Source organism: Nonomuraea sp. NPDC003804, assembly GCF_040610675.1.
Classification (GTDB): Bacteria; Actinomycetota; Actinomycetes; order Streptosporangiales; family Streptosporangiaceae; genus Nonomuraea.
On sequence record NZ_JBEXMT010000014.1, the window covers coordinates 24,131 to 46,286 of the forward strand.

19 protein-coding genes are annotated in these 22,156 nt (G+C 69.6%); 10 read left to right on the forward strand and 9 right to left on the reverse strand.

What is annotated here, in order from left to right; genetic code table 11:
* The first annotated feature begins 53 nt into the window (after nt 1-53).
* A complete protein-coding gene (locus tag ABZX22_RS20175; RefSeq protein ID WP_354911075.1) occupies nt 54-632 on the forward strand; it encodes a phosphatase PAP2 family protein in 579 nt (192 codons plus the stop codon).
* Here the strand turns inward: ABZX22_RS20175 and pip are convergent.
* The gene (pip, locus tag ABZX22_RS20180) at nt 556-1,527 is read right to left on the reverse strand and encodes a prolyl aminopeptidase (protein WP_354911078.1); all 972 of its coding nucleotides are present in this window, start codon (nt 1,525-1,527) and stop codon (nt 556-558) included. The genes ABZX22_RS20175 and pip overlap by 77 nt on opposite strands.
* Nucleotides 1,524-1,829, reverse strand: coding sequence for an alpha/beta hydrolase (locus ABZX22_RS20185; RefSeq protein WP_354911080.1), 306 nt, complete (start codon nt 1,827-1,829; stop codon nt 1,524-1,526). Before ABZX22_RS20185 ends, pip begins: the two co-directional genes overlap by 4 nt.
* Here ABZX22_RS20185 and ABZX22_RS20190 point away from each other — a divergent pair.
* Nucleotides 1,828-2,724 (forward strand): threonine/serine dehydratase, encoded by an 897-nt coding sequence (locus ABZX22_RS20190; protein WP_354911082.1) that lies wholly within the window; start codon nt 1,828-1,830, stop codon nt 2,722-2,724. The genes ABZX22_RS20185 and ABZX22_RS20190 overlap by 2 nt on opposite strands.
* On the opposite strand, the gene ABZX22_RS20195 is transcribed toward ABZX22_RS20190, so the two are convergent.
* Entirely contained in the window at nt 2,721-3,392 is a 672-nt protein-coding gene (locus tag ABZX22_RS20195; protein ID WP_354911084.1) for a hypothetical protein, read from the reverse strand. The two genes, ABZX22_RS20190 and ABZX22_RS20195, sit on opposite strands and share 4 nt — an antisense overlap.
* 30 nt (nt 3,393-3,422) lie before the next feature.
* Nucleotides 3,423-3,695, reverse strand: a complete 273-nt coding sequence (locus ABZX22_RS20200) for an MscL family protein (protein WP_354911086.1) — start codon at nt 3,693-3,695, stop codon at nt 3,423-3,425.
* A gap of 143 nt (nt 3,696-3,838) precedes the next feature.
* On the opposite strand from ABZX22_RS20200, the gene ABZX22_RS20205 reads away from it, so the two are divergent.
* The 8 genes from ABZX22_RS20205 (at nt 3,839) to ABZX22_RS20240 (ending at nt 15,694) form a co-directional block, all read left to right on the forward strand.
* Nucleotides 3,839-4,105, forward strand: a complete 267-nt coding sequence (locus ABZX22_RS20205) for a hypothetical protein (protein ID WP_354911088.1) — start codon at nt 3,839-3,841, stop codon at nt 4,103-4,105.
* 106 nt (nt 4,106-4,211) lie between these two features.
* A complete protein-coding gene (gene glgX / locus ABZX22_RS20210) occupies nt 4,212-6,242 on the forward strand; it encodes a glycogen debranching protein GlgX (RefSeq protein ID WP_354911090.1) in 2,031 nt (676 codons plus the stop codon).
* Entirely contained in the window at nt 6,235-8,295 is a 2,061-nt protein-coding gene (gene treY / locus ABZX22_RS20215; RefSeq protein ID WP_354911093.1) for a malto-oligosyltrehalose synthase, read from the forward strand. Before glgX ends, treY begins: the two co-directional genes overlap by 8 nt.
* Entirely contained in the window at nt 8,285-10,003 is a 1,719-nt protein-coding gene (gene treZ, locus ABZX22_RS20220; protein ID WP_354911095.1) for a malto-oligosyltrehalose trehalohydrolase, read from the forward strand. The genes treY and treZ overlap by 11 nt, the downstream gene beginning before the upstream one ends.
* 126 nt (nt 10,004-10,129) lie before the next feature.
* Nucleotides 10,130-11,107 carry an ABC transporter permease gene (locus tag ABZX22_RS20225; RefSeq protein WP_354911097.1) on the forward strand — a complete coding sequence of 326 codons (978 nt, stop codon included), beginning with the start codon at nt 10,130-10,132 and terminating at the stop codon, nt 11,105-11,107.
* A 2-nt stretch (nt 11,108-11,109) separates the two neighbouring features.
* On the forward strand, nt 11,110-11,952 hold the full coding sequence (locus tag ABZX22_RS20230; RefSeq protein WP_354911100.1) for an ABC transporter permease: 843 nt from the start codon (nt 11,110-11,112) through the stop codon (nt 11,950-11,952).
* The gene (locus ABZX22_RS20235; protein ID WP_354911103.1) at nt 11,949-13,985 is read left to right on the forward strand and encodes an ABC transporter ATP-binding protein; all 2,037 of its coding nucleotides are present in this window, start codon (nt 11,949-11,951) and stop codon (nt 13,983-13,985) included. Before ABZX22_RS20230 ends, ABZX22_RS20235 begins: the two co-directional genes overlap by 4 nt.
* On the forward strand, nt 13,982-15,694 hold the full coding sequence (locus ABZX22_RS20240) for an ABC transporter family substrate-binding protein (protein WP_354911106.1): 1,713 nt from the start codon (nt 13,982-13,984) through the stop codon (nt 15,692-15,694). Before ABZX22_RS20235 ends, ABZX22_RS20240 begins: the two co-directional genes overlap by 4 nt.
* A gap of 62 nt (nt 15,695-15,756) precedes the next feature.
* Here the strand turns inward: ABZX22_RS20240 and ABZX22_RS20245 are convergent, their stop codons facing one another.
* From ABZX22_RS20245 to ABZX22_RS20265, 5 genes are all read right to left on the reverse strand, one after another.
* Nucleotides 15,757-17,340, reverse strand: a complete 1,584-nt coding sequence (locus tag ABZX22_RS20245) for a glycosyl hydrolase family 18 protein (protein WP_354911107.1) — start codon at nt 17,338-17,340, stop codon at nt 15,757-15,759.
* 148 nt (nt 17,341-17,488) lie between these two features.
* Nucleotides 17,489-18,481 carry a dipeptide ABC transporter ATP-binding protein gene (locus tag ABZX22_RS20250; protein WP_354911109.1) on the reverse strand — a complete coding sequence of 331 codons (993 nt, stop codon included), beginning with the start codon at nt 18,479-18,481 and terminating at the stop codon, nt 17,489-17,491.
* Entirely contained in the window at nt 18,478-19,551 is a 1,074-nt protein-coding gene (locus ABZX22_RS20255) for an ABC transporter ATP-binding protein (RefSeq protein ID WP_354911111.1), read from the reverse strand. Before ABZX22_RS20255 ends, ABZX22_RS20250 begins: the two co-directional genes overlap by 4 nt.
* Nucleotides 19,551-20,549: an ABC transporter permease gene (locus ABZX22_RS20260; protein WP_354911113.1), complete on the reverse strand. Its 999-nt coding sequence runs from the start codon at nt 20,547-20,549 to the stop codon at nt 19,551-19,553. The genes ABZX22_RS20255 and ABZX22_RS20260 overlap by 1 nt, the downstream gene beginning before the upstream one ends.
* Nucleotides 20,546-21,988: an ABC transporter permease gene (locus tag ABZX22_RS20265; RefSeq protein WP_354911116.1), complete on the reverse strand. Its 1,443-nt coding sequence runs from the start codon at nt 21,986-21,988 to the stop codon at nt 20,546-20,548. The genes ABZX22_RS20260 and ABZX22_RS20265 overlap by 4 nt, the downstream gene beginning before the upstream one ends.
* Between the last annotated feature and the right edge of the window lie 168 nt (nt 21,989-22,156).

Here is a 22,156-nt window from a genome sequence, read left to right on the forward strand (position 1 = left end):
CCCTCTACGGTGGCTTGTTCATAGATCTTTCACCGATTGGACATGACGCCACCGTGTACGGGGACATCGTCGGCTTCGCCATGAGCACACCGGTCTGGGTGCACACCCTCGCCGAGATCGGGACGGACGCAGGGTTGCTGGTCTTCGCCGCGCTCTTCGCGCTGGCCGCCTGGCGGTCGCGGGCGGCACCCGACCGCGACCTGGCGCTCGCCGTCGCCGGCCCGATCGCCGTCATCGGCGCCTACGTCCTCAGCGAGGGCATCAAGCTGCTGATCAAGGAAGAACGGCCGTGCCGGGGCGGGATCGCCACCATCGCGGCGTGCCCGCCGGTCGGCGACTGGTCCTTCCCCAGCAACCACGCGGTGCTCGCCGCCGCCTCGGCAGGCGCACTGGTCCTGGTCTGGCGGCGGCTGGCGTGGCTGGTGCTACCGCTGGCCGCGGTGATGGCCTTCTCCCGCGTGTTCGTCGGGGTCCACTACCCCCACGACGTGGCCGTCGGCTTCCTGTTCGGCGTGCTCATGGCGCCCCTGCTGGCGTTGCTGGCCGTCGGCGCCCTCATCCCCGTCGTACGGCGGGTCCGCGAAAGGAGTCGGTGGCTTCGACCAGCCGAGCCGCGATCCCAGGCTCGGTGAACGCGTGGCCCGCGTCGTCGACGACGTGGAAGGCGGCCTCGGGCCACGCCTTGTGCAGGTCCCACGCGGTGGTCATCGGCGTGCAGGCGTCGTAGCGGCCCTGCACGATCACCGCGGGGATGTGCCTGACCTTGCCGACGTCGCGGATGAGCTGTCCCGGCTCGAAGAAGCCGCCGTGGACGAAGTAGTGGTTCTCGATCCTGGCGAAGCAGACGGCCCGGTGGGCCTCGCCGAACTCGGCGACGTGCTCAGGATCCGGCAGCAGCGTGATGGTGGCCGCCTCCCACTGCGACCAGGCGCGGGCGGCGGCCACCCGTACCTGCTCGTCGGCGCTGTCCAGGCGCCGCGCGAACGCGGCGATCAGGTCGCCGCGCTCCTCCTCCGGGATGGGTGCCAGGTAGGACTCCCACAGGTCGGGGAAGAGGAACGAGGCGCCCTCCTGGTAGAACCAGCGCAGCTCGTGCTCCCTGAGGGTGAAGATGCCGCGCAGGATCAGCTCGCTCACCCTGTCGGGATGCGTCTGCGCGTAGGCCAGCGCCAGCGCGCTGCCCCATGACCCGCCGAAAACCTGCCAGACGTCGATGCCGAGGTGCTCGCGCAGCCGTTCCATGTCGCGCACGAGATGCCAGGTGGTGTTCGCCGCGAGCGACACGCCGGGGTCGCCGGCGTTCGGCTTGCTACGGCCGCAGTTGCGCTGATCGAACAGCACGATCCGGTAGGCCTGCGGGTCCCACTGGCGGCGGTGCTTCGCCGAGCAGCCGCTGCCGGGACCGCCGTGCAGCATGACCGCCGGCTTGCCCTCCGGGTTGCCGCAGACCTCCCAGTAGATCTCGTTACCGTCGCCGACGTCGAGCAGGCCCGAGTCGTAGGGCTCAATGGGTGGATACAGGCTCATGGACTCCTGTCATACCGGAACCTGTCGGTGGCCGCGACCAGCCGGTCGGCGATGGCGGGCTCGCCGGCCGAGTGCCCCGCCCCCTCCACGATCTCGAAGGTGGCCTCGGGCCAGGCCCGGTGCAGGTCCCACGCGGTGGCGACGGGTGTGGCCATGTCGTAGCGGCCCTGGACGATGACGGCGGGCAGGTGCCGGATCGTGTGGACGTCGCGGATGAGCCGGCCCTCCTCCAGGAACCCCTTGTCGATCATGGCCGACGGGCGGGCTTCCCGCGGGCGGTCCGGCGCGGACAATGGGGCCATGGAGCTGGTCACGATCGACGACATCCGGGCCGCCGCCGGCCGCGTCGCCCCCCACGTGCTGCGCACCCCGCTGGTCCAGGCCGACGACCTCTGGGTCAAGCCGGAGAGCCTCCAGCGGGTGGGCTCCTTCAAGATCAGGGGAGCGGTCAACGCGCTCGCCGTCCTCGAACCCCCCGGTGTGGTCACCCACTCCTCGGGCAACCACGGGCAGGCACTCGCCTACGCCGCCCGGCTCAGGGGCATCGGCTGCGTCGTGGTCGTCCCCGAGGGCGCCCCGCGGGTCAAGACCGACGCGATCAGCGGGTGGGGCGCCGACCTGGTCGTCGTGCCGCCGGCCCAGCGGCTGGTCGCGGCCGAGCAACTGGCCGCCGAGCGCGGCCTGACGCTGGTCCCGCCGTACGACCACCCGGCGGTCATCGCGGGCCAGGGCACCATCGGGCTGGAGATCATGGCTGACCTGCCCGGCGTCGAGGTGGTGCTGGTCCCGGTGAGCGGGGGCGGCCTCATCTCGGGTATCGCGTCGGCGGTCAAGGCGCTCGACCCGTCCGTACGGGTGATCGGCGTCGAGCCCGAGCTGGCCGCCGACGCCGCGGAGAGCCTGGCCACGGGGCGCCGCGTCACGTGGGAGCCGGAGCGGACCTTCCGCACCATCGCCGACGGGCTGCGCGCCGACCTGTCCGAGCTGACCTTCGCCCACGTCCGGGCGCGAGTCGACGACATCGTGACCGTCACGGAGGACGAGATCCGCGACGCGATGCGCCACCTGTCCGCCCGGGCGCGGCTGGTCGCCGAACCCAGCGGGGCGGTCGCGACCGCCGCCTACCTGGCCGGCAGGACGCCGCCGGGCCGTACGGTGGCCGTCCTGTCGGGCGGCAACCTGGACCCCTCGCCCTAGCCGGCGACCCACGTGAAGCGGTCGAGGAAGCCGCGCTCGCCTCTGGCGTACTCGTCGAAGGCCCGCTGGACCTCCTCCAGACGGGTCACCAGCGTGGTGCGCAGCGTGCCCTCCTTGTACTCCAGCTCGTAGCCCGGCGACACCTGGATGAAGTGGCGGCCGAAGGTCACCAGCACGGCGAAGGGGTTCTGCGGGGAGAGCGTGGCGAGCACGTCACGCACCAGGCCCAGGTCGGGGTTGACGACCATCATGCCGTCACCGGTGTGGAGCTGGGTCTCGGGGTCGACGCCGAGCGGCCCGAGGTTGTGCACGAGGTCGCGCTGCGGGTCGTAGCAGACCAGGCCGTACTGGCGGGCCAGCGAGAAGGCCGCGTTGGAGACGTCGTCGACCTCCTCGGGCGCCATGGTGACCAGCGCGTGCCCGGCCAAGGCGGTGGCGTGGCCGGGCAGTTCCTTGGCGAACGCGGCGACCTCGGCTGATCCGGCGTGCCCGGCGGCGGCGACAAGTCCGGCGTCCCCGGTGCTCTCGGCAGGTCCGGCGCTCCCGGTGGACTCGGCGGTGGTCTGCGCCGTCGCGGGTGCGGCGCCGCGGGCCGCGCGGTAGAAGGCCGCGGCCCGCTCCCTGGTGACCGGACCGTCCGCGCGCCAGACCATCAACTCCATGCTCATGCCCCTATCTTGCAGGCCCGCCGGGTGCGGTCAGACCTGGGGCTTCTCGGATTCGGGCACGAGCTCGACCGTGCAGTGCGCGCACCGACCTGCCGCGACGGGGACCCTGAACTCGCTCCCGTTGACGGTGAAGGAGTACTGCGCGAAGTCGGGCTCCCGGCCCCCGGTGATCGCCCCGATCAGCGGTGTGATGAGATCGGCGACCAGCGCCTGCACGAGCCCGCTGAACGTCGCCCCGACGATGACGGCGACGGCGAGCTCGACGATGTTGCCCCTCAGTAAGAACTTCTTGAATCCACCCATGGCGGACGCATATTGCCGTGGGGGACCACACGAAACCTCGTCGCGGAAACTCTCCCACTCCTGGAGCGAGAAGCGGAGAACCGGCATATTCCTTTGGCGACCGCCAAGCGGGGCACATCTCCAGCGAGGAAAGAGGAGTGCCGATGCGCCTCAGCGATCTCAACGTCAGAGCGGCGCTGACCCTGCCGTTCAGGAACCTGCTCGAACTGCTCGACATCTGGACCTTCGCCCGATGGGACGGCAGGGCCGAGGCGCAGGGCTGGGCCGTGGTCAAGTCCCAGCCCCTCGTCCACGTCTACCGCCACGCCGCCTTCGGCTCGCTGGTCGCGTGCGGCGGCTGCGCGGGGGAAGGGGTCACCAGGAGGGGCGCCTGCCACACCTGCCTGGGATCCGGACGGCAGCGGCCCTGAAGGCGAACGATGACCGGGACGGGGTTACCAGTGGCTTCGCAGCGGGCATCTAGGCAGCCGCTGCCTCCTGGGCGAACATGGGGGCCAGAGCGTAAGGGGAGCCTCGATGATCGAGATCTGGCCGGGAGACCCGTATCCTCTCGGCGCCACCTACGACGGCGCGGGCACCAACTTCGCGCTGTTCAGCGAGGTGGCCGATCGCGTGGAGCTCTGCCTGTTCGACGACAACGACAAGGAGTCGCGGGTCTCCCTCACCGAGTGCGAGGGCTTCGTCTGGCACGGCTACCTGCCGGGCATCGGCCCCGGCCAGCGGTACGGCTACCGCGTCCACGGCCCCTACGACCCCGCGCGCGGCCTGCGCTGCAACCCCGCCAAGCTGCTGCTCGACCCGTACGCCAAGGCGATCGAGGGTGGCATCACCTGGGAGGCGGCGCTCTACGACGGCGACCGGCCCAACCCCGAGGACTCCGCGCCCTTCGTCCCGCGCTCGATCGTCATCAACCCCTTCTTCGGCTGGGGACACGACCGGCCGCCCGCCAAGCCGTACCACGACACGGTGATCTACGAGGCGCACGTGCGGGGGTTGACGATCGCCCACCCCAGGATCCCCGAGCGGATCCGCGGCACCTACGCCGCGCTCGGCCACCCCGAGGTCATCGACCATCTGACCAAGCTCGGCGTGACCGCCCTGGAGCTGATGCCGGTCCACCAGTTCGTCACCGACCAGTTCCTGGAGGAGAAGGGGCTGACGAACTACTGGGGCTACAACACCAGCGGGTACTTCGCCCCGCACAACCGCTACTCCAGCCAGGGGCAGCGCGGCGGGCAGGTGCTGGAGTTCAAGGCGATGGTCAGGAACCTGCACGAGGCGGGCATCGAGGTCATCCTGGACGTGGTCTACAACCACACCGCCGAGGGCAACCACCAGGGCCCGACGCTCGGCCTGAAGGGCATCGACAACCCCACCTACTACCGCCTGGTCGACGGCGATCCCCAGCACTACATGGACACCACCGGCACCGGCAACAGCCTGCTCATGCGCAGCCCCCAGGTGCTCCAGCTGATCATGGACTCGCTCCGCTACTGGGTCACCGAGATGCACGTCGACGGCTTCCGCTTCGACCTGGCCGCCACGCTGGCCCGCGAGCTGCACGAGGTCGACCGGCTGTCGGCCTTCTTCGACCTGGTGCAGCAGGACCCCGTGCTGTCGCAGGTCAAGCTGATCGCCGAGCCGTGGGACGTGGGGCCCGGCGGCTACCAGGTCGGCAACTTCCCGGCCAGGTGGACCGAGTGGAACGGCAAGTACCGCGACACGATCAGGGACCTGTGGCGGGGCGAGCCGGCCACGCTGCCCGAGTTCGGCTCGCGCTTCACCGGCTCCGGCGACCTCTACCAGAGCGACAGCCGCCGCCCGGTGGCCTCCATCAACTTCGTGACCTGCCACGACGGCTTCACCCTGCACGACCTGGTCTCCTACAACGAGAAGCACAACGAGGCCAACGGCGAGGACAACAGGGACGGCACAGACGACAACCGCTCGTGGGACGCCGGCACCGAGGCGTTGCGGGAACAGCAGAAGCGCAACTTCCTGACCACGCTCTTCCTGTCGCAGGGCGTGCCCATGCTCTCCCACGGCGACGAGATGGGCCGCACCCAGAAGGGCAACAACAACGGCTACTGCCAGGACAACGAGCTGACCTGGGTCGACTGGTCCGACGTGCGGCGCAACTGGCTGCTGCTGGAGTTCACCCAGCGCCTGGCCAAGCTGCGCCGCGAGCACCCCGTCTTCCGGCGCAGGCGCTTCAACTACGACATGGCCTGGCTGACCCCCTCCGGAGAGGAGATGACCGAGGCCGACTGGAACGTGGGCTACGCCAAGTCGCTGGCCGTCTACCTCAACGGCAAGGCGATCACGGAGCCGGACAGGAGGGGGAGACCCATCGTCGACGACTCGTTTCTCGTGCTGTTCAACGCCCACCACGACACCATCAGGTTCACGATCCCGAAGGACTACGGCGAGATGTGGCTGACCGAGATCGACACCGCGATGCCGATCATGCTGGACAACAGGGTCAGGCGGGCAGGGGAGCGGTTGCAGGTGCCGGGACGCTCGATGAGGGTGTTGCGCGGTGTCTAGGCCCGTCTCGACCTACCGCCTCCAGCTGACCCCCGACTTCGGCTTCGCCGAGGTCGCGGGCATCGCCCCCTACCTGCGCGACCTCGGCGTCAGCCACGTCTACCTCTCGCCCGTCCTGCAGGCGGTGCCCGAGTCGCTGCACGGCTACGACGTCATCGACCACTCGCGGATCAGGGAGGAGTTCGGCGGCGCCAAGGGGTTCCGCGAGATGGCCGACACGCTGGCCGCCCACGATCTGGGCATCGTGATCGACATCGTGCCCAACCACATGAACACCGCCAACGAGCAGTTCAGGAGCGTGCTCGTCGAGGGCGCGGCCTCGCCGTACGCGCACTGGTTCGACATCGAGTGGCGCGAGGGCAGGGTGGCCGTCCACTCCTTCGCCGAGGACCTGCCCGAGTCGGAGTACTACCACATCGTCGACTGGCGGGAGGGGCCGGGCTACCGGCGCTTCTTCGACGTCTCCTCGCTCATCGGGCTGCGCGTCGAGGACCCGTCCGTGCTGTCCGCGACGCACGAGGTGATCTTCTGGCTGCTCGACGAGGGGCTGGTCGAGGGGCTGCGGATCGACCACCCCGACGGCCTCGCCGACCCGCGCGACTACCTGGACAAGCTCCGGGCCAGGACCGGCGGCGTGTGGACGGTCGTGGAGAAGATCCTCATCGACCAGGAGCGGCTGCCCGACGACTGGGCGTGCGACGGCACCACCGGCTACGACGCGCTCAACCGCGTCAACGGCCTGTTCGTCGACCCGGAGGGCAGGGCGCCGCTGGTCGCCCTGTTCTCCCGCCTGACCGGCGAGGACCCCGACTACCCGCTCGTGCGGACGCGCGCCAAGCGCGAGGTCATCGAGCTGTTCTTCGGCGGCGAGCTCGACCGGCTGTCGCGCGTCACCGGCGCGCCGGCCGGCGACCTGGCCGACCTGCTGGTGGCCATGCCGGTCTACCGGGCCTACGTCACGCCGGGCCGGCCGGCCGGCCCGCAGGCCAGGCGGATCGTGGAGGAAGCCGCGCCCAACCAGGAGACCGCCCGCGCGGTCCTGGACGGCCCGCCCGAGGCGATCGTCCGCTTCCAGCAGACCTGCGGCCCCGTCATGGCCAAGGGGGTGGAGGACACCGCGCTCTACCGGTGGTTCCCGCTGGCCTGCCTGAACGAGGTGGGCGGCGAGCCCGACCACTTCGGGCTGCCGGTCGAGGACTTCCACGCCTACTGCGCCGGGATGCGCCCGTTCACGATGACCACGCTGTCCACCCACGACACCAAGCGCTCGGAGGACGTCCGCGCCCGCCTGCAGGTGCTGTCGGAACTGTCCGAGGAGTGGGCGGCGGCCGTGGAGGGCTGGGCGGGACAGCTCGCCTTCGACCCCAGCCTCGACTACCTGGCGTGGCAGACGCTGATGGCCGCCTGGCCGATCTCCGTCGACAGGTTCACCGACTACCTGCTCAAGGCCGCCCGCGAGGCCAAGACCGCCACCTCGTGGATCGCCCCCGACCCCGCCTACGAGGACGGGCTGCGCGCCTTCGCCCGCAAGGCGGTCGGGCTGCCGGTCGGCGACTTCACCGCCGAGGTGGACCGGTACGCCGTGGCCAACTCACTCGGCCAGAAACTGGTGCAGCTCATGATGCCGGGCGTGCCGGACGTCTACCAGGGCAACGAGCGCACCGACTTCTCCCTCGTCGACCCGGACAACCGGCGGCCCGTCACCTTCCCGTGCGCCGCCGAGTCGGCGTGGGACGCGGCCAAGCTGCTGGTCACCACCCAGGCGCTGCGGTTGCGGCGCAGGCTGGGGCCCGCCGCGCCGTACGAGCCGATGGCGGCCTCGGGGGAGGCCGCCGAGCACGCCGTCGTCTTCGGCAGGGGGCGCGCCGTGGCGGTCGCCACCCGCCTGCCGGTACGGCTGGCCAGGCGCGGCGGCTGGGGCGCGACCTCCGTCACGCTGCCCTCAGGACGCTGGCGCGACCTGCTGACCCGCGAGCTCCACACCGGCCGCGTCCCGGTCGGCCACCTGCTCAGCCGCTATCCCGTCGCACTCCTGGAGAGACATGATCTTTGAGGTGTGGGCGCCGCAGGCGACCTCCGTTGAGATCGAGACCATGGGCCGGCGGGAGCCGCTCCGGGCAGGCTCGGGCGGCTGGTGGTCGGCCGAGGTGGCGCGGGCGGGGCACGGCACCGACTACCGCTACCTGGTCGACGGCGAAGGGCCCTACCCCGACCCGCGCAGCCGCAGGCAGCCCGAGGGCATCTTCGGGCCCAGCCGCGTCTACGACCATGCCCGCTTCACCTGGAGCGACCACGACTGGAAGGGCCGCGACCTGCGCGGCTCGGTCATCTACGAGCTGCACGTCGGCACCTTCACCACCGAGGGCACCTTCACCGCGGCGCTCGAGCGCCTGGACCACCTCGTCGAGCTCGGCGTCGACTTCGTCGAGGTCATGCCGGTCGCCCCGGTGCCCGGCGGGCGCAACTGGGGGTACGACGGGGTCGACCTCTACGCGGTGAACGAGACCTACGGCGGGCCCGACGGCCTGAAGGAGTTCGTCGACGCCTGCCACCGGGCGGGCCTCGGCGTGCTGCTCGACGTCGTCTACAACCACCTCGGCCCGTCGGGCAACTTCCTGCACCCCTTCGGCCCCTACTTCGGCGGCTACCGCGGCAGCTTCTGGGGCGAGGCGGTCAACCTCGACGGCCCAGGATCCGACGAGGTCAGGCGGTACTTCATCGACAACGCGCTGCAGTGGCTGCGTGACTTCCACGTCGACGGGCTGCGCCTGGACGCGGTCCACGCCCTCCACGACCGGCGCGCCGTCCACCTGCTGGCCGAGCTCGCCCAGGAGGTGGACGCGCTGGCCTGCTCGGTGGGCCGGCCGCTGACCCTGATCGCCGAGTCCGACCTCAACGACCCGCGCATGATCACTCCGCTGGAGGCGGGCGGCCTCGGCATGAGCGCCCAGTGGAACGACGACGTCCACCACGCGCTGCACACCGCCGTGTCGGGGGAGCGGCACGGCTACTACGCGGACTTCGCCTCGATGGCGGCCCTGGCCAAGGCCCTGGCGTCGGGATTCGTCCACGACGGGGGCTACTCCGGCTTCCGTGGTCGCTCGCACGGCGCCCCGCTGACCGGCGTGCCCGGCTACCGGCTGGTGTGCTGCCTGCAGAACCATGACCAGATCGGCAACCGGCCGGGCGGCGACCGTCTGGGCGTGACCGCGCTGAAGCTGGGCGCGGGGCTGCTGCTGACCTCGCCCTTCACCCCCATGCTGTTCATGGGCGAGGAGTGGGGGGCCCGCACGCCGTTCCTGTTCTTCACCGACCACGTCGAGGCCGCCCTGCGCGAGGGCGAGGGCGAGCGCAGAGCTCAGGAGTTCGAGGGTTTCGGCTACGACTGGATCGCGCCCGACCCGTCGGCCGAGGACACCTTCCAGCGCAGCAAGCTCGACTGGAGCGAGCTGAAGGAGGAGGAGCACTGGTCGGTCCTGTGCTGGTACCGCGACCTGATCGCGCTGCGCAAGGCGCTGCCGGAGCTCACGGACCCGCGCCTGGACCGGACCCGGGTCGACTACGATGAGCAGGCGAAATGGCTCATTGTCACGAGATCGTCACTGAATGTCATGGTAAATTTCTGTACGGATCCTGTGACGTTGCCGGTGTCGGTGGGGTCGGTTCTCCTTTCCTCCGAGGAGGGGGTTTCCGCTGCTCCAGGCGGGCTCGCCGTACCGGGCCAGACGCTGGTGATCTTTCGGTCCGAGATGAATCCGTAATACGGACAGCCCGATAACCTGCGACGAGTCGTCACGTTCCCGTCAAGGAACGGTCACGGCTTTCTCGTCGTGGGGGCGTCGCTCGGCTGCATGCTGTAGGGCCCCCGTTCGTCCGAACGGAGGGCAATGGGCACGTACCTGCTGCGCAGGCTGCTGTCGAGCGTCATCCTGGTCGCCATCGCCGCGAGCCTGGCGTACCTGCTCGCCGCCGGCAGCCTCAACCCTCGCGCCAACTACGAGGGGCGCCAGCCGCCCATCCCCGCGGGGGTCGTGGACAGCACGCTGAGCGAGTACAACCTCAATGACAGGACGCCCCTGCTCGAGCGCTACGGAACCTGGGTGTCCGGCCTGGTCAGGGGCGACTTCGGCAAGACGTGGGACGGCGGGTCGGTCAACGACCAGATGGCCAGGCGGGTCGGCGTCAGCCTCCGCCTGCTGGTGATCGGCACCGTCCTCGGCTCCGTCCTCGGCGTGGCCGTCGGCGCGTTCGCCGCGGTCAAGCAGTACCGCCTCAGTGACAGGGCCATCGGCATGGCCTCGTTCGTCATCATGGCCGTGCCCGTCTTCGTCCTGGCCACCCTGCTGACGATGGGCGCGACCGGGATCAACAACGCGCTCGGGCACACGCTCATCGAGTACACCGGCGAGTACAACCCCGCGCTCACCGGCACCGACCAGCTGCTCAACCGGCTCAACCACCTGATCCTGCCGACGTTGTCGCTGTGCCTCGGCCAGATCGCCTTCTACAGCCGCATCCAGCGCAACATGATGCTCGACGTGCTCGGCCAGGACTTCGTCCGTACGGCCCAGGCCAAGGGGCTCTCCCGCAGAACCGCGCTCTACAAGCACGCCCTGCGCACCGCGCTCATCCCGGCCGCCACCTACTTCGCCTTCGCCTTCGGCACCATGCTCACCGGCGCCACCTTCACCGAGAAGATCTTCGGCTGGCACGGCATGGGCGCCTGGCTGGTCGAGTCGATCCAGCACAACGACGTCAACTCCGTGGCCGCCGTCGCCCTGTTCACCGCCGTCTGCGTCCTGGTCGCCGGACTGCTGTCCGACCTGCTCGTCGCGGCGCTCGACCCGAGAGTGCGGGTGAGCTAGAGATGCGTTCCAAGGTCGTCCTGCGCCGGGTTCTGGCCAAGCCACAGGTCATCATCGGTCTGGCCGGAATCCTCCTGCTGCTCGTCCTGGCCTACCTGGGCCCGGTGGTCTCGCCGTACGGCCTGGAGGACAAGGACTTCACCGCCTTCCGCTCCCCGCCCGGCGCCGACCACTGGTGGGGCACCACCCAGATCGGCCAGGACGTGTTCACGGTGACGTTGCACGCCATGCGCAAGTCGATCGTCATCGGCTTCCTCGTCGCCCTGTTCTCCACCGGCCTGGCCGCGGTGGTCGGCGCGTTCGCCGGCTACTTCGGCGGGTGGCTGGACAAGGCCCTGATGTGGGGCGCCGATCTGCTGCTGGTGCTGCCCAGTTTCCTGATCATCGCGGTCCTGTCGCCACGCCTGAAGGGCGCCACCTGGCTGTGGTTCGTGGTGCTGCTCGCCGCCTTCTCCTGGATGATCACCTCCAGGGTGGTCAGGAGCATGACGCTGTCCCTGCGCGAGCGGGAGTACGTGCTGGCCGCCCGCTACATGGGCATCAGCGACCGGCAGATCATCTTCCGGCACATCGTGCCGAACCTGTCGTCGCTGCTCATCATCGACGCCACCATGAACGTCAGCGCCGCCATCATCGGCGAGACCGCGCTGTCCTACTTCGGCTTCGGCGTGCAGCCGCCGGACGTCTCGCTCGGCACCCTCATCTCCGCCGCGGGCGGCAGCGAGGCGATCAGCTACCCGTGGCTGTTCCTCTTCCCCGCCGGACTGCTCGTCCTGCTGGTCCTGTGCATCAACCTCATCGGCGACGGCCTGCGCGACGCCCTCGACCCGGGAAGCAACTCATGACGATCCTCGAGGTGAGCGACCTCCACGTGACCTTCCGCGGCGGCGTCAAGGCCGTCAGGGGTGTCTCCTACCAGGTCGGCAGGGGTGAGATCCTGGGCATCGTCGGCGAGTCCGGCTCCGGCAAGTCCGTGACCTCACTCGCCGTCATGGGCCTGCTGCCCGCCGGCGCGCAGGTGAGCGGCTCGGTCAGGCTGCACGGCCACGAACTGCTCGGCATGCGGGAGCAGGAGATGCTCCAGCGGCGCGGCAAGTCCATCAGCATGATCTTCCAGGACCCGCTGTCGGCCTTCACCCCCGTCTACACCATCGGGGACCAGATCGCCGAGGCGGTCCGCGTCCACCAGAAGGTCACCAGGGAGCAGGCCGCCAAGCAGGCCGTCGAGCTGCTCGACCTGGTCGGCATCCCGCACCCCGACGTGCGCGCCAAGGCCTTCCCGCACGAGTTCTCCGGCGGCATGCGGCAGCGCGCGATGATCGCGATGGCCATCGCCAACGATCCCGACGTGCTGATCTGCGACGAGCCGACCACCGCGCTCGACGTCACCATCCAGGCGCAGGTGCTGGAAGTGCTGAAGACGGCGCAGCAGGAGACCGGCGCCGGTATCGTCATGATCACCCACGACCTGGGGGTGGTCGCGGGGCTCGCCGACCGGGTGCTGGTGATGTACGCCGGCAAGCCGGTCGAGCAGGGCACGGTCGAAGAGATCTACTACGAGCCTCGCATGCCGTACACGATGGGGTTGCTCGCCTCGATCCCGCGGCTGGACCAGGACAGCCGGCGCCTGGTGCCGATCGAGGGCGCCCCGCCCTCGCCCGCCGCGCTGCCGCCGGGCTGCCCCTTCGCGCCCCGCTGCCCGCTGAAGGTGTCCGCGTGCGACGACGCCGAGCCCGAGCTCGTCGAAGTCGGCGCGCGCCGGGTGGCCTGCATCCGCTCCCACGAGATCGAGCTGAAGAAGCTCAGGGGGGCCGACGTCTTCCCCGCGCCCGAGGGGTTCGGCCGGCCCGACGCCTCGGCGCCGCGCGCGGAGCGCGGCAAGGTGCTCGAGCTCGACGGTCTCGTCCGGCACTACCCGCTGACGAAGGGCGCCGTCTTCAAGCGGCGCGTCGGCACCGTGCACGCCGTCGACGGCATCAGCTTCGACATCGCCTCCGGCGAGACGCTGGCCCTCGTCGGCGAGTCGGGCTGCGGCAAGACCACCACCCTCCAGCAGATCATGCAGCTGGAGGCCGCCCAGGGTGGCAAGGTCGTGGTCTTCGGCAAGGACAGCGGCACGCTCACCGCCCGCGAGCGCAAGGAACTGCGCCGCGACCTGCAGATCGTCTTCCAGGACCCGATGGCCGCGCTCGACCCGCGCATGCCGGTCGGCGACATCCTGGCCGAGCCGCTGCGCGCCCACGGGCACAAGGACGTGGCCAAGCGTGTCGCCGAGCTGCTCGACCTCGTCGGCCTCGACGCCTCCTACGCCGAGCGCTACCCGCAGCACTTCTCCGGCGGGCAGCGCCAGCGCATCGGCATCGCCCGCGCGCTGGCCCTGGAGCCGAAACTGGTCGTCCTCGACGAGCCGGTCTCCGCGCTCGACGTGTCGATCCAGGCGGGCGTCATCAACCTGCTGGAGGACCTGAAGGCCCGGCTGGGCCTGTCCTACCTGTTCGTCGCCCACGACCTGTCCGTCGTCCGCCATCTGGCCGACCGCGTCGCGGTCATGTACCTCGGCAAGATCGTCGAGATCGGCGCCGTCACCGAGGTGTACGGCACGCCCGCCCACCCCTACACCAGGGCGCTCATGTCGGCCATCCCGCTGCCGGACCCCGCGCTGGAGCGATCGCGCAAGAGGATCATCCTCGACGGCGACCTGCCCAGCCCCGCGGCGCCCCCGACGGGCTGCCGCTTCCACACCCGCTGCCCCAAGCGCGCCCTGCTCCCCGAGCCGGAGCGCGCGCGGTGCGCGGCCGAAGAGCCCCCCGTTGCACGGCTCGCGCACGCCGACGATCACGGCGCCGCCTGCCACTACCCCGAAGTGAGGAACTCGTGAAGGTTGTCGCCTACAAGGCCGCCGCGGGCGCGGCCCTGCTGGCTCTCGCCCTCGCCGCCTGCGGTGGCGGTGCCGACAAGCCGCAGGCCGGTTCGGCGCAGGCCACCGCACAGGCGCAGGAGCAGGCCGCCGCGCTGCCCGGAAGCGCCGTCAACCCGGTCGCCTACGAGCAGGTCAAGGACGGCGGAACCGTCACCCTCGCGCTGACCCAGTGGCAGACGCAGTGGAACTACAACCAGGTGAACGGCACGCACGCGACCGTCTCCGACGTGTTCGACGCGGTCATGCCCAGCATGGGCAAGGCCGACGACAAGGCCGAGGTGACCAACAACCCCGATTACGTCACCGAGTGGAAGGCGGAGCTGGAGGGCGGCAAGCAGGTCGTCACCTACCGGCTCAACGACAAGGCGAAGTGGTCCGACGGCACGCCGATCACCTACAAGGACTTCGTCGCCCAGTGGAAGGCGCTCAACGGCACCGACAAGAAGTTCCAGGCGACCTCGACCGACGGCTACGACCGCGTCGCCTCGGTGGAGAAGGGCGCGACCGACCACGAGGTCGTCGTCACCTTCGCCAAGCAGTACCCCGACTGGAAGGGCATGTTCTCCCCGCTCCTTCCGGCCTCCGCCAACGCCGACGCCACCGCGTTCAACAAGAGCTGGATCAACAGGATCCCGGTGACCGCGGGGCCGTTCAAGGTCGACGCGCTCGACCAGACCGGCAAGACCGTCACCCTCGTCAGGGACGACGCCTGGTGGGGCAAGCGGGCCAAGCTCGACAAGGTCATCTTCCGCGCCCTCGACTCCGGCGCCACCGTGAACGCCTTCGCCAACGGCGAGCTCGACGCGATGGAGCTCAGCCCCATCGCCGCCGACCTCCAGCGCGCCAAGAACGTGCCGAACGCCGACATCCGCAAGGCCGCGGCGCCCAACTGGCGGCACATCACCGTCAACGGCTCCGCGCCCAACCTCACCGACAAGTCGGTCCGCCAGGCCGTCCAGCTCGGCATCAACCGCGAGGCCATCACCCAGTCCGACCTCAAGGACCTCGACTGGCCGGTGCAGGTGCTCAACAACCACCTGTACATGAACACCCACAAGGGTTACGTCGACAACTCCGGAGAGCTCGGGAAGTACAACCCCGAGAAGGCCAAGCAGCTGCTCGACGCGGCCGGCTGGAAGATGGAGGGCGACTACCGCAAGAAGGACGGCAAGGAGCTCGAGCTGCGCTTCGTCGTCCCGGCCGCCTACCCGCTGGCCAAGCAGGAAGGCGAGCTGACCCAGGCGATGCTGAAGGACGTCGGCGTCAAGGTCAAGGTGGAGCCGGTCCCCGACGACAAGTTCTTCGACGACTACATCATCCCCGGCAACTTCGACCTGGTGCCGTTCTCGTGGCTGGGCACGCCGTTCCCGAACGGGGCGCTGCCGCAGATCTACAAGCAGCCCACCGGCAAGGACAACTTCGGCAGCAACTTCCCGCGCATCGGGTCGGCGGAGCTGGACGCGCTGATCGAGCAGGCGGCGGGGGAGATGGACCCGGCGAAGTACATCGAGCTCGGCAACCAGGCCGACAAGCTGATCTGGGACGAGGTGCACACCATCCCGCTGTACCAGCGGCCCGCCATCTACGCCGCGAAGAAGACGCTGGCGAACTACGGGGCGTTCGGCTTCGCGACCAAGGACTGGTCCACGGTCGGCTTCACCCAGTGACGCCTGTCTGACGACGCCCGGCCGGGATCGCCGGGCGTCATCAGGTCATGGGCGGATTTGCGCTAGCGGCCCTGCAGGGACCTGACGTTGTCGCCGAACGTCCAGTTCTTCGACCCGTCCCAGTTGATGGACCAGGTCATCAACCCCTTGAGGGCGCCGCCGAAGGCGTTCCAGCTCTGGCTCACCAGCGACGGGCCCATGTGGCCGCCGCCCGCGCCTGGCTGGGCGGGCAGGCCGGGGACCTGCTTGTCGTACGGCACCCTGATCGTGACGCCCTGGATGACCAGGCCGTTGTTCAGGCACGTGGTCTGCGCGGTGAAGCCCTGCACCGTGCCCGCCGCGTAGGAGTCGCCGCTGCAGCCGTACATGCTGCCGTTGTAGTACTGCATGTTCAGCCACCAGAGGCGGCCGTTGTCGGCGTACTTCTTGATGATCGGCAGGTACGCGCCCCAGATCGAGCCGTAGACGACGCTGCCGCCGGTCACGTAGGCGGTCTCCGGCGCCATGGTCAGGCCGAAGTCGGCCGGCATCTGGGCGAGCACGCCGTCGATGATCCGGATGAGGTTGGCCTGCGACGGCGACAGCTGGGCGATGTTGCCGCTGCCGGTCAGCCCGGTCTCGATGTCGATGTCGATGCCGTCGAAGTTGTAGCGCTTGAGAATCGGCACGACGGTCGCCACGAAGCGGTCGGCGACGGCGCTGGAGCTGAGGTCGATGCCGGCGGCGGCGCCGCCGATGGACATCAGGATCGTCGCCCCCGCCGCCTTGGCCTGGCACATCTCGGCCGGGGTGGGCACCTTGACGGTGGCGTCCATGCCGTCCTCCCACAGGACGGTCCCGTCGGAGCGGATGACGGGGAAGGCGGCGTTGATGACGTTGTAGCCGTGCGCCTTGATGCGGGGGTCGGTGATCGGGGTCCAGCCGAACGGCGGGTGCACGCCGTTGGCCGCGCCGTCCCAGTTCTCCCAGTAGCCCTGCAGGACCTTGCCCGCGGGGCGTGACTTCACCGCGCACGTGGTGTCGGTCGGCGTCGGAGTGGGAGTCGGTGTGGGAGTCGGTGTGGGTGTCGGTGTCGGTGTGGGTGTCGGTGTGGGTGTCGGGGTCGGCGTGGGTGTGGGCGTCACCGTCGGGGTCGGAGTGGCCGTCGGGGTGGGGGTCGGGCCGCCGGGGCCGTCGAAGCTGATGTCGTCGGCGTAGTAGGTGCCCTGGCCGTACCAGCCGTGCAGGTAGACCTCGGCGCTCGTCTGGCCGGAGGCGGTGGTGAAGGAGACCGACAGCTGGGTGTAGGCCGCGGGGGAGGAGGTCCAGGTGGACCCGCCGCCGGTGACGCCGAGGTAGACGTAGCCGCCGCGGACCCAGGCGGTCAGCGTGTAGGCGGTGCTCGGCCGTACGGTCACCGTCTGGACGCACCTGGCGTTGTCGGCGCCGCTGGCCGCCCCGGCCAGCGCCTTCGACCCGGAGTGGACCGGAGTGGCGACCACCGACCCCAGCCCGCCGGCGCAGGACCAGGGGGACAGCGTTCCGGTCTCGAAGCCCGGGTTGACGAGGAGGTTGGCGGCTCGGGCGGACGTCTGCGCGCCGAACACGCCGGCGACGGCCAGGAGGAAGGCCACGGCGAGCAGGATGGGACGCGTTGTTCGCTTCACGGGGGCACCCTTCTGTCGGGGTGAAGCTCTGCGGGTGATTATCCGGACAAGAAAGTTTCCTTACAATAGGTATCAACAGGCCAGGTTGCCGGGACATGGAAAGGGCCCCGCCGCATCCCGCGACGGAGCCCCTGAACCACTCAGGACGTCAGACGACCTTGGAGTTCACCTCGGCGAAGTGGCACGCCACCGGGTGCCCGTTGCCCCGGTCCACCAGCGCCGGCTCCTCGGTCGCGCAGATCTCCTGCGCCTTCCAGCACCGCGTCCGGAACCGGCAGCCGCTCGGCGGGTCCATCGGCGACGGCACGTCACCCGTCAGGATGATCCGCTCGCGCTGGCGCTCCTCCTCCGGGTTCGCCGTCGGCGCCGCCGACAGCAGCGCCTGCGTGTACGGGTGGGCCGGCCGGTCGTACAGGTCGTCACGAGGACCGGTCTCCACGACCTTGCCCAGGTACATCACCGCCACGCGGTCGGAGATGTGCCGCACCACCGACAGGTCGTGCGCGATGAACATGTACGCCAGACCCAGCGAGTCCTGCAGGTCCTCCAGCAGGTTCACCACGCCCGCCTGGACCGACACGTCGAGAGCCGACACCGGCTCGTCCAGGATGAGCAGCTTCGGCTCCAGCGCCAGCGCCCGCGCGATGCCGACACGCTGCCGCTGGCCGCCGGAGAACTCGTGCGGGTAGCGGTTGCCGTGCTCAGGAGACAGGCCCACCAGCGACAGCAGCTCGGCGACCCGCTTCGGCCCGTTCTTGTCCCACCGGCCGTGCACCTTCAGCGGCTCGGCGACGATGTCGTTGACCGGCATCTTCGGGTTCAGCGACGCGTACGGGTCCTGGAAGACGATCTGCATGTCCTGCCGTACGGCCTGCATCTGCTTGTTCGACAGCGAGGTGAGCTCCTTGCCGCCGAACTTCACCGAACCCGAGGTCGGCTTGTGCAGCTGCAGGATGGCCCGGCCGGTGGTCGACTTGCCGCAGCCGGACTCGCCCACCACGCCGAGGGTCTCACCCTTGTCGACGTGCAGCGAGACTCCGCTGACCGCCTGCACGTGCGAGACGACGCGGCGCATGAGGCCGCTCCCCCTGACGGGGAAGTTCATGACGAGGTCGGTCACCTCGAGCAGTTTCTCGGTCATGAGGTGGTCTCGCTGTTCGTGCGGAAGATGGCGGTCGGATCCGCCTTCTCTGCCAGTTTGGGCCAGTGGTGGCACGCGGCGTAATGCGCGCCGCTGTCCGTCTCCTCGAGGACCGGCTCCGACGCCGTGCACTCGGCCGTCGCCATGGGGCAGCGCGGCGAGAACGGGCATCCGGACGGCAGGTTGATCAGTGAGGGCGGGGTGCCCTTGATCGGCCGCAGCCGGTCGCCCGAGGCCTCCAGCGAGGGGATGGAGCCCAGCAGGCCCGCCGTGTACGGCATGCGCGGCGTGTTGAAGACCGGGTCGACATCGCCGATCTCGACCGGCTTGCCCGCGTACATGACCAGCACCCGGTGCGCCATGCCCGCGATGACGCCCAGGTCGTGCGTGATGAGCACGACCGCGGCGTCGACGGCGTCCTTGACCTCGAGCAGCTTCTCCAGGATCTGCGCCTGCACGGTCACGTCGAGCGCCGTGGTCGGCTCGTCGGCGATGATCACGTCGGGGTTGTTGATGATCGCCATGGCGATCATCGCCCGCTGCCGCATGCCGCCGGAGAACTCGTGCGGGTAGGACTTCAGCCTGGCCGCCGCCTGCGGGATGCCGACCAGGTCGAGCATCTCCTTGGCCCGGGCCTGGGCCTGCTTGTACGGCACCAGCTCGTGCGCCAGCACCGCCTCGGCGAGCTGGTCGCCGATGGTGTGGACCGGGTTGAGCGCCGTCATCGGGTCCTGGAAGACCATCGCGATCTTCCTGCCGCGCAGGCTCCGCCGCTTGCGCTCCGGCATCTTGAGGATGTCGTCACCGCGGTAGGAGATGCTGCCGGTGATCCTGGCGCTCTTGGGCAGCAGGCCCATGACCGCCATCGAGGAGACCGACTTGCCCGAGCCCGACTCGCCGACGATGCCGAGCACCTCACGCTCGTGCACCGCGTAGGACACGCCGCGCACGGCCTTGACCAGGCCGTCGTCGGTGGGGAAGCTCACCTGGAGATTGTCGACCCTGAGCACCTCGGTCGTGCCGGGGCGCGTGGCCTCGGACAGGCGCTTGGCGATGTGTACGGAGCTCATCAGTCGCGCACCCTGTTCTGTCGGGGATCGAAGGCGTCACGCAGGCCGTCACCGATGAAGTTGACCGACAGCGCGATCGCGATGATGAACAGACCTGGCCACCAGAACAGCCACGGCCGGGTGAGCATCGCGCTCTTGTAGTCGCTGATCAGCAGGCCGAGCGAGGTGTCGGGGCTCTTGACGCCGAAGCCGAGGAAGGAGAGGGCGGTCTCCAGCAGGATGCCGGCGGAGATCGCGAGCGTGGCCGAGACGATGATCACGCCCAGCGTGTTCGGCAGGATGTGCCGGAAGATGATGCGGAAGGAGGAGGTGCCGATCGCCCTCGCCGCCTCCACGAACTCCTTCTCGCGCAGCGAGAGGAACTCGCCGCGCACCAGGCGCGTGACGCTGGTCCAGGTGGTCAGTCCGAGGAACAGGGCCATGAAGTAGGGGCCCATGTTGCCCGTCGCGCTGCCGACGACCGCGGCGATCACCAGCACCGGGATGGTGATCATGATGTCGGTGAAGCGCATGATGACCGACTCGACCTTGCCCCGGAAGAATCCGGCGGCGGCGCCCAGCACGGTGCCGACGACCGTGGAGACCAGGCCGATGGTCAGCGCGACGATGATGGAGATCTGCGCGCCGCGCATGGTCAGCGCGAAATAGTCCTTGCCGATGTTGTCCTGGCCGAAGGGGTGCTCGCCCAGGTGAATGCCCGCGCCGCCGAGGAACTCGGGGATGAGGCTGAGCGTCGGGCGGCCCCTGTCGACCACGGTGCCCGAACCCGTCCACGGCTTGTCCCACCAGCCGGGGATCGGGCCGAAGCCGATCGAGCTGAAGGCCAGCACGAACACGATGCCGAACAGGATCATGCCGACGAGGGCGCCACGGTGGCGGAAGAACCGCCGCCTGACGAGCTGGGCCTGCGTGCGGGCGACGATCGTCATGCCCTGCGCGGCGCTGGACGTGCTCTCGTCCCTGTTGAGGGTCATCTCGGTCTCGGTCTTCTCTGTCATGACAACCTGATCCGCGGGTCGAGGTAGGCATAGGCGATGTCGGCCAGCATGTTCCACACGACGATCGAGGTGCCGGTGATCAGGAAGAAGCCCATGACCGGCATGGGGTCGACCTCTCTCAGCGCTTGGCTGAACAGCGCCCCCATGCCCTTCCAGCCGAAGACGGCCTCGGTGATGACCGCGCCGCTGAAGACGCCCGCGAAGTCGAGGGCGAGGATCGTGGTGATCGGGATCATGCCGTTGCGGAAGGCGTGCTTGATGACGACCGTCCGCTCGGGCAGACCCTTGGCGCGTGCCGTACGGACGTAGTCCTGGTTCATCACCTCGAGCATGCTGGCCCGGCTGTAGCGGGAGTGGCCGGCCAGGCCGACGAGGATCAGCGCCAGCGTGGGCAGCAGCAGGTGCATGCCGGAGTCGAGGGTGGTCTGCCAGAAGTTGCCCATGAAGTTCGGGGTCTCCGAGCCGATGGTGGCCACCGGACGGCCCTTGAGCGCCCGCGCGTAGCCGTCCCACGCCTCCAGCAGCCGGTCCATGAACATCATGGCGGCGACGAACAGGCCGCTGAAGACCGCCAGCGGGATCGCCTGGCGGCGCAGCAGGCCGCCCAACTGCCAGCCGATCGCCGCGCTGACCAGGCCGGCGACCACGAACAGACCCAGCAGGGTCAGGAACGACGGAGAAACCAGCATCGGCTGCAGCGGGTAGTACAGCAGCGCGCCGACGCCCGCGGCGCCCAGCGCGGCGTACATCGGCTGCAGGTGCTCGACGCCCGCGATCAGCGCCGTCACGCCCGCGGCCGTGGCCAGGCCGACGACCAGGATGAACGGGAAGCCGAGACCGGGGTCGGCGAACCAGCGGGTCGCCGACAGCGTGAACAGGATGACGGCCGTCACGGCGAAGCCGATGCCGGCCGCGATCAGCTTGCCCTTGCGGTCGCCGTTGTAGATCGACGACCACACCAGGCCGGCGAACACCGCCACGGCCAGGATGACGGGAAGCGGAATGAACGGGTCACGCAGCCAGTCGTTGAACTCGATCGCGACGTACTGCTTCAGCAGCGTGGCGACCCAGAAAATCGGTAGCGAGAAGCAGACGAAAGCTGCGAAGGTGATCCCGTGGTCGAAGGTGCTGTACTGACGCAGCGCGGAGATGATGCCGATCGTGATACCGATCACCGCGCCGAGCACGGTGGCCACGACGACGAGCTTGAGCGTCGACTCCATGGCCGCGGAGAGCAGCGAGGAGACCGTGGTCCCCGCCTTGTTCACGCCGAGCTCGCCCTGGAAGATGCCCGCCAGCCAGGACAGGTAGCGGACAGGGATCGGCTCGTTCAGGTGCATGGCGGCGATGCGCGCCTCCATGAGCTTCGGAGCCTCGGGGGCCGAGCTCTCGCGTAGGTCGGCGAGAGGATCTCCCGACAGCGCCACCAGGAAGAACATGATGAATGTGGCGCCTAGCAACGTCAGGCTCGATATCGCGAGCCTACGTGCGATGAATACAAGCAATTCCCCGACCTCCTGCAGGTGACGGCTTCCGGTGCCACAGCGGGAGGTGGCCGGTCTCGGGCCGGAAACCGGGCCCGCCACGGTGCCTTGTGGGCGCGGCTT